General features: G+C 64.1%; 9 protein-coding genes. 3 read left to right on the top strand and 6 right to left on the bottom strand.

Annotation, left to right across the window (positions count from 1 at the left end):
- Positions 1-111: 111 nt before the first annotated feature.
- The 3 genes from WT16_RS20820 to WT16_RS20830 form a co-directional block, all read right to left on the bottom strand.
- Positions 112-1068 (bottom strand): transglutaminase family protein, encoded by a 957-nt coding sequence (locus WT16_RS20820; protein ID WP_063534107.1) that lies wholly within the window; start codon positions 1066-1068, stop codon positions 112-114.
- An 8-nt stretch (positions 1069-1076) separates the two neighbouring features.
- Positions 1077-2018, bottom strand: coding sequence for an alpha-E domain-containing protein (locus WT16_RS20825; RefSeq protein ID WP_009914420.1), 942 nt, complete (start codon positions 2016-2018; stop codon positions 1077-1079).
- Positions 2019-2110: 92 nt separating this feature from the next.
- Positions 2111-3526, bottom strand: coding sequence for a circularly permuted type 2 ATP-grasp protein (locus tag WT16_RS20830; RefSeq protein WP_015603545.1), 1416 nt, complete (start codon positions 3524-3526; stop codon positions 2111-2113).
- A 639-nt stretch (positions 3527-4165) separates the two neighbouring features.
- Here WT16_RS20830 and WT16_RS20835 point away from each other — a divergent pair.
- The 3 genes from WT16_RS20835 (at position 4166) to WT16_RS20845 (ending at position 6892) form a co-directional block, all read left to right on the top strand.
- A complete protein-coding gene (locus WT16_RS20835) occupies positions 4166-4789 on the top strand; it encodes a nitroreductase (RefSeq protein ID WP_059931521.1) in 624 nt (207 codons plus the stop codon).
- A gap of 70 nt (positions 4790-4859) precedes the next feature.
- Complete coding sequence (locus WT16_RS20840) at positions 4860-5351, top strand: hypothetical protein (RefSeq protein WP_063534108.1); 492 nt, start codon at positions 4860-4862, stop codon at positions 5349-5351.
- Between the two features lie 443 nt (positions 5352-5794).
- The gene (locus WT16_RS20845; protein ID WP_059931516.1) at positions 5795-6892 is read left to right on the top strand and encodes a lytic polysaccharide monooxygenase; all 1098 of its coding nucleotides are present in this window, start codon (positions 5795-5797) and stop codon (positions 6890-6892) included.
- A gap of 334 nt (positions 6893-7226) precedes the next feature.
- Here the strand turns inward: WT16_RS20845 and WT16_RS20850 are convergent, their stop codons facing one another.
- The 3 genes from WT16_RS20850 to WT16_RS20860 form a co-directional block, all read right to left on the bottom strand.
- On the bottom strand, positions 7227-8324 hold the full coding sequence (locus WT16_RS20850; RefSeq protein WP_231892091.1) for a cupin-like domain-containing protein: 1098 nt from the start codon (positions 8322-8324) through the stop codon (positions 7227-7229).
- 137 nt (positions 8325-8461) lie between these two features.
- Positions 8462-8683 (bottom strand): MbtH family NRPS accessory protein, encoded by a 222-nt coding sequence (locus tag WT16_RS20855; RefSeq protein ID WP_063534109.1) that lies wholly within the window; start codon positions 8681-8683, stop codon positions 8462-8464.
- Positions 8680-10290 (bottom strand): cyclic peptide export ABC transporter, encoded by a 1611-nt coding sequence (locus tag WT16_RS20860; RefSeq protein WP_063534110.1) that lies wholly within the window; start codon positions 10288-10290, stop codon positions 8680-8682. The genes WT16_RS20855 and WT16_RS20860 overlap by 4 nt, the downstream gene beginning before the upstream one ends.

The following is a 10290-nucleotide window of genomic DNA, read 5'->3' on the forward strand; positions in this document are numbered from 1 at the left end:
CGTGGGCCGTTCGGTGCGGTTGCGGGGACGGTCGGGTGCGACGCGCGGCGGCGCGGCGGCATCGCGAGCCACGCGCCGCCGTTGGCCGCGCCGCTGCGCGCGGCGCGCGCGTCAGACGAGTTCCGGGGACTGGATCACGCTGATCTCGACGCCGACCGGCTTCGCGCCCGGACCGTACACCGGCATCGCGTCGCGATAGTCGAGACCCGCCGCGAGGCGCACGTAGCGCTCGTCCGGGCAGCGGTTCATGAACGGATCGAAGCCGACCCAGCCGAGCCCTTCGACGTACGCCTCGGCCCACGCATGGCCCGATTGCGGTTGCGTCGCGACCGCGGTTTCCTGCATCGCGACGCTCGTGCGGCGCGATGCATCGCCCGGCGCCTCGTGCGCGCCATCCGCGTCATCCGCATCGTGCCGCATCTGCATCGCCTGCTGCGCGACGCCGCTCGCCTGCTGGAGCGCTTCCGCGATCCGTCGCATCGGGCCGTCCGTCAGCAGATAGCCGGACACGTAGCGCGCCGGAATCTGCAGCGCGCGCGCCGTGGCGACGAACACGTGCGCATGATCGCGGCTCGCGCCGGCGCCGCTTCGCAGCGCGGTCTCCGCGTCGCGCGGCGCCGATTGCGCATGCGGCTCGTAGGCGACGCGGCTGTGCACCTCGGTCATCAGCCAGTGCAGCGCGTCGAGGCTCTTGTGCTCGATCGGCAGCGCGTCGGCGAGCGCGCGGATCGCGTCACCCGCGCGCGTCAGGTCGGTCGTGCGCTCGTAGATCCAGGGCGGCGCATATGAGACGACGTTGCCGAGAATGCCGGCGCGATCCTGCGTCTCGACGACGCCCGCCGCGACGATCGCGAACTCCGGCTTGTCGCGCTCGTGCCGCACGAGGTCGACATGATTGCCGAGGCCGTCCGCGTAGGTGAGCGTCGGCTCGACGCCGTCGATCGTCACCTGCCACGCCCGCACGGTCTGGCATGGGCCGCTTTGCGGGCGCAGCCGCAGGCGCTGCAGCACGTGCAGCGCGTGTTCGTCGAATTGGAAGCGCGAGATGTGGCGGATGGCAAGGCGCATGGCTGACCTCAATCGAAGTTGTAGGCTTGGGCGATTTCGAGGCCGAGACTGTTGTTCTTGGCGATGAAATCCGTCAGAAACTCGTGCAGTCCGCTCTTAAAGACACGTTCGACCGTGTTGCCCTCGAGCGACTGCCTGATTTTGGCGGCGGTTTCGTGACAACCGTGCGTGAGCCCGTAATCTTTCGCGAGATGCTCGAGGCTCGACACGACACGCCCGTAGCAGTAGCGCAGCGAGCGCGGCATGCGCCCGTTGAGGATCAGATAGTCGGCGATGTTGAGCGGCTTGTACTGGACGTCGTAGACCCAGCGATACGACCGGTGCGCGGCGACGCAGCGCAGGATCGATTCCCACTGGTAGTTGTCGAGGATCGTGCCGACGTGCGACACCGACGGCAGCAGCAGGTGATATTTGACGTCGAGAATCCGCGCGGTGTTGTCCGCGCGCTCGACGAACGCGCCGATCTGCGCGAAATCGAAGATCTCGTTTCGCAGCATCGTGCTGTAGAAGCTGCCGAGGATCAGCGCGGTCTCGCGCTTGATCTCGTCGAGGATCGCGGGCAGCGCGCTCGCGCGGATCGGCTGCGCGAGCGCCCGCTTGATCGCGAGCCATGCGCCGTTCACGCTCTCCCACGCCTCGCGCGTGAGCGCCGTGCGCACCATCCGCGCATTCGAGCGCGCGTACTCGATGCACGAGAGCACGCTCGACGGATTGTCGCGATCGCGCAGCAGATAATCGGCAACCGTGTCCGCCGCATATGTTTCGTACTTCTGTCGATAGCCGTCGTCCGCGCCCGAGCTGACGAGCACCGACGACCATTCCGCGGGCGCGTCCGACGTGCGCGTGAGCGCCATCCGCAATCCGGCGTCGACGATGCGCGCGGTGTTTTCCGCGCGCTCGATATAGCGGTACATCCAGTAAAGACCGCTTGCTGTGCGTCCGAGAAGCATGTTTGCCGTCCACTCCGATCATTGTTCGGTGCGGCGCGCGCGAACGCGCGCCGCAAGCGCATGCGTTCGCATGCGCCGTCTTGCGCGTGCGTTCAGTCGGCGAGCACCCAGGTGTCCTTGGTGCCGCCGCCCTGGCTGGAGTTGACGACGAGCGAACCCTCCTTCAGCGCAACCCGCGTGAGGCCGCCCGGCGTGATGCGAATCCGGTCGGACACGAGCACGAACGGCCGCAGATCGACGTGGCGCGGCGCGAGCCCCCGCTCGGTCAGGATCGGCGTCGTCGACAGCGCGAGCGTCGGCTGCGCGATGTAGTTCGACGGCTTCGCGCGCAGCTTCGCCGCGAACGCGTCGCGCTCGGCCTTCGACGCCGCGGGGCCGACGAGCATCCCGTAGCCGCCCGAGCCGTGCACCTCCTTCACGACGAGCTCCTCCAGATGCTCGAGCACGTACTTGAGGCTGTCCGCTTCCGCGCAGCGCCAGGTCGGCACGTTCTCGAGCATCGCGCGGCGGCCGGTGTAGAACTCGACGATCTCCGGCATGTACGAGTAGATCGCCTTGTCGTCGGCGATGCCGGTGCCGGGCGCATTCGCGATCGTCACGTTGCCCGCGCGGTAGACGTCCATGATGCCGGCCACGCCCAGCACCGAATCCGGCAGGAACGTGAGCGGATCGAGGAACGCGTCGTCGAGGCGGCGGTACAGCACGTCGATCGGCCGGAAGCCTTCGGTCGTGCGCATCGCGACGCGATCGCCGATCACCTGCAGGTCGCTGCCCTCGACGAGATGCACGCCCATCTGGTCGGCGAGGAACGCGTGCTCGTAATACGCGGAGTTGTGAATGCCGGGCGTGAGCACCGCGACGGTCGGATTGTCCGCATTGCCGCCGGGCGGGCAGACGGCCGCGAGCGACTGGCGCAGCAGTTGCGGATATGTCTCGACGGGCCGCACCTTCACCCGCTGGAACAGCTCGGGGAAGAGCTGCATCATCGTCTCGCGGTTCTCGAGCATGTACGACACGCCGGACGGCGTGCGCGCGTTGTCCTCGAGCACGTAGAACTGATTTTCCGCGGTCCGGACGATGTCGACGCCGATGATGTGCGTGTAAACGTTTCCGGGCGGCCGGAAATCGATCATCTCCGGCAGGAACGCATCGTTGTGCGCGATCAGGTGCTTCGGCACGATCCCCGCGCGCACGATCTCCTGGCGGTGATAGATGTCGTCGAGGAACGCATTGAGCGCCATCACGCGCTGCTCGATCCCCTGCGACAGCCGGTTCCATTCGCTTGCCGAAATGATCCTCGGCACGATGTCGAACGGAATCAAGCGCTCGGCGGCCTCGGCGTCGCCATACACGGCGAACGTGATGCCGGTCTTGCGGAACACGCCTTCGGCGTCGTGCGCCTTCTGGGCGAGGCTCGCGGGATCCTGCGTGTCGAGCCATTGCTTCAAGCGCTCATACGGCGCTCGTACAGTATCGCCGGGTTGCAGCATTTCGTCGAACGGCTTCATCGAAAAATTCTCCATCCATCATTCACTCGGCATCTCTCCATGCCGAACCGGCGCAATGTCTGATGAGCAAAGAGCGTGCCTTGCTGGAATCCTCCGGCCTCCCGTCTGATTTGGCACTTTTGCGCGGCACACCGCACCACGAAGGTGCGAAGGCCGGCGGCCAGCATGTGCCGATTCGGCGCAGCCGGTGTCGCCCGCGTGGCAGATTTCCCGCGCGTCTGTCTATGCGGGCGATCACTTCGGTATCCGATCGAACCATCGGCTCTTTCTGGATTAACCGGATAGTTATGACTGCGCGAACCTCGGCATCGCGGGCGCTCGAACCGCTTTCCGCACGGCGGCGACGGCGCCGCGATAACACACTGCCAGGAATCGATCAGCCGATGCATCGCCCCGAAGCTTCCTTGCGTGCACGAATTGAGAACGCGCGCTGCAAGCGGGCGGTTCGGGGGAATCGATGCACGCGCCTTGCTCGCCGCCGGAATCCCGCGAACCGCACGGCCGCCGGTGACGCGCTGCCCCACCCGAATCGTTACGCGGCCCTCGAATCGCCCCATCCGCAAATGAGAATCGTTTGCATTTAAAGCGAATCTGTTCGATGATGTATTCCGTTCATCGCCCGATACCGGAACCTCGACCATGAATGCCATCGCCTCCGCGGCGCCCGCGCGCGCCGCCGTATCCGACGACCCGCGCGGCCCGCTGCGGGGACTGCTGTCGCGCCGCTCCCGCTGGCCGCTAACCGAACCCGCGCCCCGCCCGTGCGAGCTCGACGCAATCTTCGACGCCGCTCTGTGCGCGCCCGATCACGGCAACCTGCGTCCGTGGCGATTCGTCGTGATCCGCGGCGCGGCGCGCCACGCGTTCGGCGATCTGCTCGTCGAGCTCGCCGATGCGCGTGCGCCCGGCGATCCGCCCGGCTCGCACGAGCACCGCCGAGCCAGGGCGCTCGCCGCGCCGCTCGTCATCGCGCTCGGCGCGGCACTGAATCGCACGTCGAAAGTACCGGAGGTCGAACAGTTGCTTGCCGTCGGCGCAGCAGCGATGAACATGCTCAACGCGATCCATCAGCTCGGCTACGGCGGTTTCTGGGCAACGGGCGTCGATTCGCACGAGCCGGCGATGCACGCCGCGCTCGGCTTCGGCGCCGACGAGCGACTCGTCGGCTTCCTGTTCGTCGGCACGCCGGCCGCGCCCGCGAGCGACGCGCGACGTCCGGATCGCGGCGCGCACGTGCGCGAATGGCTCGGCCCCGCACGCTGACGGCCGCGCCGACCGACATCCATGCGCGGCCCGCCGCTTGCGTGCCGCATCGAACTCCGGAGGTTCCGTCATGCATTTCCCTCACGCCGCCCCGAACGGCGCACCGCTCGCCGAAGCCGACGTCGAACCGCGCGATGCCGATGCGGCGCGGATCGTGCTGACCGCGATCCGCAGGTGGCTGCATCCGGCCAAGGTCGCCGACGGCGACACGCGATGCCGCCGGCAATCGTGGCGCGACGTGCTGGCCGCGGCCGGCTTGCGCGCCGACGGGCTCGTGCATTTCGACATGCTGATGCGCTTCCTCACGTGCAACGCCTGCCACCCGCTCGACACGCACTGTCGTTGCGCGTGCGGGCCCGCGAACGACGAGGCGCAGCTTCTGCAGGCGCTCGCCCACCTGCAATCGGCGCGCAGCGAAGCGGCGCTGCGCGCGCTCGCCGACTGGCTGCCGCGCTGTGCGGACAGCGGCGTGCTGAAGATCGCCCGCTGGTTTTCGATCGCGCTGCTCGACGCAGGGCTTGCGATTCGCACGCCTACGCAGCCCGCCGCGTATCTGCATTGACGCGCGCGTCGAACGCGCGGCCGCTTGACCGCTTGACCGCACGCGGACGAGGACGAGGACGAGGACGAGCGAATGAGCGCGCGCCCGGTTCGACCGCCGCCGCGCGATCGTCGCGCGCCTCGCCGGTCAACCTCCCAAGTTTCGTGGTAACGCCCACCTCCGCACTGGCGATAGGCTGCGATCTCTTTGCTTGCGACGCGCCCTCTTCGAACGGATCGGGCAGACAGAAGGCCGCCCGTCGCCCCGAACGCCCGGCATCGCGCGAATTCGCCGCGCCTGCCATTTTTGGTAGGCCGTGCTGGCGTGCGACGTCATCTACCATCGTGACGGAATCCTCGGAAGAAAGCGCCAACGCCGTACATTTCGACATCCAAAACAATCGACGCATCTCCATCACGCTGCGGAACGCGAACCGTGTCATTTCTCACCAGGAGGAACGCTACATGAAGTCGCTCTTCGATGCGCCGTCACCCCGTCAGCGCGTGCGCGCCGCAGTCGCGCTCGGTGCCGCCGCCACGCTGGCCGCTTCGCTCGCCGCGCTGCTCGCGCCTGCCGACGCCGACGCGCACGGTGCAGTCGGCTTCCCGATCGCGCGTCAATATCAATGCCGCCTCGAAGGCGGCTACTGGGACCCGCCCGACGGCTCGGCGATCCCGCACGACGACTGCCGCGCCGCCTATCGTGCCGGCAACAATTCGGCCTACCCTTTCACGCAATGGAACGAGGTGTCCGCGAATCCGGTCGGCCAGGGCAACGATCTCGCGCAACTGAAGGCCGCGGTGCCCGACGGCCTGCTGTGCGCGGGCGGCGACACGTCGAAGGCGGGTCTCGACAGGGCGCCGACGACGGTTTGGCGCAAGACGCAACTGACGCCAAACAACGGTCATGTCGAGCTTCAGTGGGAAAACACGACGTCGCACAATCCGGCGCGCATGCGCGTGTTCATCTCGAAGCCGTCTTACGATCCGTCGCAGCCGCTGCGCTGGGACGATCTGCAACAGATCTACGACGCGCCGGCTCCCGCGCCCGTCCCCGCGAACGGCGCGGGCCATCTGCCCGGCTCGATCCAGTCGTTCTACACGCTCGACGTGACGCTGCCCGCCGGCCGCACCGGCGATGCGGTGCTGTACAGCTACTGGCAGCGCATCGATGCCGGCAACGAAGGCTTCTTCAATTGCAGCGACGTGACGATCGCCGCCGACGAGCGCGCATCGGGCTTCCCGTGGGTCGCGACGCGCGCGTTCGTCGAGCCGGGCATCGCGCCGCAAGCCGGCCAGCAGGTTCGCTTCCGCGTGATGGGCGCGGATGCGCGCGGCGCGGAAGTCGTCGACGTGCGCCAGCCGATCACGCCGTACAACGCCGATCGCGGCGTGTGGGCGAAACAGCTCGCCGATCAGGTCAACGGCCGTTACGGCAACGTCGCGAAAATCGGCGTGCGCTCGGGCAACACGATCTATTTCGACACGACGAACCTGAACGCGAACAAGGTCTGGCTGCAACCGAACTACAGCAGCGCGCTCGGCGTCGTCGGCGCAAAATAGCCAACTGACGGGCGACGCGCGCGGCACACCGGCGCGCGCATCGCCTCACATAGCGTGCTTGCGGATATTCCCTCGATATCCGCATTGGGCGACGCATCTCGATCCTCGATGCGCCGCCTTTTTTTTGGATCTCCTCGCAATAACGTGACTGCGTAACGGCGTTCGATGCCACTTGGTGTCCAGTACCGGAAGATTATAGTGCCTGTGTTGCTTAGTCTCGAAAGGCATTCTCTTTGTAAAATGATTGATCGAACCCCGATGCGGTCGAAGCGATTCGCGCACTTACGTTCGTAGCGGATAAGCCTTGGCGCCAGATCTGCATACCTATGTGGATTCAACGCTGCCGCGCCTCCAATCCGCCGCGCGTTGATAACGCCGCCCACGCATCCTCACGCATGAAGCGATTCACCGACATTACCGCACCATCACCTCTTACCGTGTGAAACCATCCAACTGGCAAAATGAGCAACTCACCGGGGTGTAATTCACACTCGATCGATTTTGCTCGCCTTGCGAGTGGAAACTTCGTCAGATCTGGCCGGAATGGATCAAATCTCGCAATCTGGAACATATTGAAGCAGGCGCCTGGATATAGATATTCTGCGTCGTCCGGTCTGTATAGGACGAATCTCTTTGAGCCTATCACTTGACCAATAAATGCATGTAAGAAATCACGATGCAAGCGAGTGCATGCGCGGAAATCCTGGCGCCCCATCCATAATTGCGGCCGCGTAAAACACTTTCGGTTCAGCAACGGGAGCTCGAACATTTCATGCATGGGCCCGGGCAATGCGCACCCACCGCTGTAGACGCCGGACGCGTCGCCATCCAAAGTGGCATCGATCAACGCCCCCAAGGTCGATAGGCCCAGCGTGGCCCCAAGAATATCGGCATCCAGTCCAGCGAGCGGCAGGTGGCCAAACCTTTGCTGAAGTTCGTCGAACGTCGTCCGCCAGCCTGAAGCATTGAGCATCGCCGTTAGAATCACCGGCGTCCCTCCATGCAATATCTGCATCAATTGCCTTGCATCGACGGTCGCCATTCGATGTACCTCGGTCTCGGGCAAAGCCAGATTTGTCACCTGCAAAGTCAGATCGCGCAAGCGGGTTCGGCCGCTATCCACTTCCGGCTGCGCAGCATGAGCGATGAGAGAAACCAAAGCGCGATTCCCAGTCACCTTGACGGCATCCTCCAAGGTTGCGTATGGCTGCTCGATCAGCATACGAAATACTGCAGCGGACATTTCGACCACAGCGTCCGGCGCTTCGCACACGCCATCAAGAAATCTGATGTTTTCTGAAATATCCGCATAAAACTTCCCATCGGTTTCGTCGGACACGATGAATTGCACGATGCCACCCTGATACCCCGGCAAAAAATTCCGACTGATATGTCGACAAAGAATTGACTTGATGTTGCAAAATAATTCCATTTTTTGCTGATTGCTTTAACCATATGGAGCGCCGGCCGCGCAGCCTTTCGCAAGATCAGCATGCGCAGCGCAAGCGCTTCAAATTCACCCTATGAGAACGATGGTCAATCGGGATGAACATCGACTCAAATCAAAGCTCACTTCGATTCGCGCGCGTTTTCCTCAAGCGCGCGCCTCAGGCTCAACGGACGCATGTCTATCCACGTCTTTTCTATGTAATCGAGACACACCGCTTTCTTGCCACTCACGCCCACTGTTTTCCAGCCGGCCGGCACTTCCTTGTAAACCGGCCAGATCGAATACTGCTCTTCATGATTGATGACGACGTTAAATTCGGTATCTTCATGATCCCAACTCATTTTTCATTCTCCTTGACAAAGCTAACTTGCATATCTTTCATATGCACGATTGTGTCGGCCACATCGAAATAGTCACTGTCATGCGTCACAACGATGACCAGTTTCTTCATCGCCGCCAGTTCGGGCAGGAACCGTCGATAGAACAATTCCCGACGGCTCCTGTCTTGATCCGCAGCCCATTCATCAAAAATACAAACCGGCTTATCGTCGGCCAGCAGATTGACCAGCGCCAGCCGCTTTCGCTGCCCCTGGGAAAGGCGCGGAGCCGATTGCCAGCCGCCCGCCGCAGACAATTTGTCTTCGAGCCCAAGCAGTTGAATCCATTGGCTCAACATCGGGCTTCGTGCCGAAGCGGCCGTCTCAAAGGGCATGACAAAAAAATCGCTATGGATCGCGCTGACGCACCGCCGCAGCATCAAGGCCGAATCCAGGCCGAGCGCGACATCGTTCAGCAGCACAGATCCTTCGCTCGCCGCATAAAGCCCCGATAGCAATTTCGCCAGCGTCGTCTTGCCCGAGCCATTGCCGCCTGTGACGAACACGATTTTTCCGGCGGTCAACTGCAAATCAATCGGGCCGATAGATACGGGCTGCTCGTCCGCGTCGACGGGATAGCGAAAACGCAGGGCCCGCAGCGCGAGGCTCCGGACTGTGGGTTCAGTCACGTCGGCACGCTCGCGCGGCAATTGAGGCTGTTCAAACCGGGCGAGGCGCTCAAGGGCAACTTTACCCGCGACGAGGGTCGGCACCATTTCCATCAACGCCATCATGGGGCCGCGCAACAGCAGCAACACGAGCGCATACGTCGTCAACGTGCTGGCGTTGCCGAGCGACAACTGGTTCGGCAACACGGCCGCCATGGCAAGAAGCATAAAGAAAACGAAGTTGTTCCATTGCACCGTCGCCCCCCAGAGGATGCCGCTCGCCCTCTTGCGCGAAGCAAGCCGCAGACTCAACGGCGCGAACGTCGACTCGATGAAGCGTTGCCGACGACCGGCGCTGAGCCGGAACTCCTTCGCGCCTTCAATGAGCGCGCGATACAGTCCCTGCATCTCGTCCTCGTCGGTCCGCGCTTCGCGAAGCGTTCGGCCAAGGCGCGCGGACGCGTATCGCGCGACGCTCATCCCGACCAGCAGAACCGCGGCCACCCCCACGAAATGAACGGGCGAAAGCAGCAACAGATACCCGAATCCGAATGCCACGAGGCCCGCGCAGACGACGAAAGACGGCAGCGTTCCGAGCGCGGAGGATGCCTTGGCGACGTCCTCCGACAAGATCGCATGCATGTGGGACGCCCCGAGCCGCTCGTGCGTCTCGTATGGCAGATGCATGATGCGCGACACAACCTGGCTTCGCAGATCATGCATGATCCGCGCGCCGATATGGCTCAGCGTAACCTGCGAACACAGGCCGCCCAGCACGGTCACGACAAGCGCCGCGATGAATACGGGCCACGCGAAATGCTGACCGGCGACGCGATCCGTCAACGCAAAGGCGATCTCGCGAATCGCCACGATGACGGCACACGACGACGCCAGCCCGGCGAACACGCATAGCGCGAGAAACAGCGCCCGTTCACGGCGCAACAACAGAATCCTGACTGGCAT

Origin of the sequence: Burkholderia sp. MSMB1589WGS (assembly GCF_001636105.1) — a bacterium.
In the GTDB taxonomy this organism is placed as follows: Bacteria; Pseudomonadota; Gammaproteobacteria; order Burkholderiales; family Burkholderiaceae; genus Burkholderia; species Burkholderia humptydooensis.

What these genes read in the sequence shown, in the direction of transcription:
- WT16_RS20820 (WP_063534107.1), bottom strand. Translation starts at nt 1,068, where the DNA reads ATGCGCCTTGCCATCCGCCACATCTCGCGCTTCCAATTCGACGAACAC.
- WT16_RS20825 (WP_009914420.1), bottom strand. Translation starts at nt 2,018, where the DNA reads ATGCTTCTCGGACGCACAGCAAGCGGTCTTTACTGGATGTACCGCTAT.
- WT16_RS20830 (WP_015603545.1), bottom strand. Translation starts at nt 3,526, where the DNA reads ATGAAGCCGTTCGACGAAATGCTGCAACCCGGCGATACTGTACGAGCG.
- WT16_RS20835 (WP_059931521.1), top strand. Translation starts at nt 4,166, where the DNA reads ATGAATGCCATCGCCTCCGCGGCGCCCGCGCGCGCCGCCGTATCCGAC.
- WT16_RS20840 (WP_063534108.1), top strand. Translation starts at nt 4,860, where the DNA reads ATGCATTTCCCTCACGCCGCCCCGAACGGCGCACCGCTCGCCGAAGCC.
- WT16_RS20845 (WP_059931516.1), top strand. Translation starts at nt 5,795, where the DNA reads ATGAAGTCGCTCTTCGATGCGCCGTCACCCCGTCAGCGCGTGCGCGCC.
- WT16_RS20850 (WP_231892091.1), bottom strand. Translation starts at nt 8,324, where the DNA reads ATGGAATTATTTTGCAACATCAAGTCAATTCTTTGTCGACATATCAGT.
- WT16_RS20855 (WP_063534109.1), bottom strand. Translation starts at nt 8,683, where the DNA reads ATGAGTTGGGATCATGAAGATACCGAATTTAACGTCGTCATCAATCAT.
- WT16_RS20860 (WP_063534110.1), bottom strand. Translation starts at nt 10,290, where the DNA reads ATGCCAGTCAGGATTCTGTTGTTGCGCCGTGAACGGGCGCTGTTTCTC.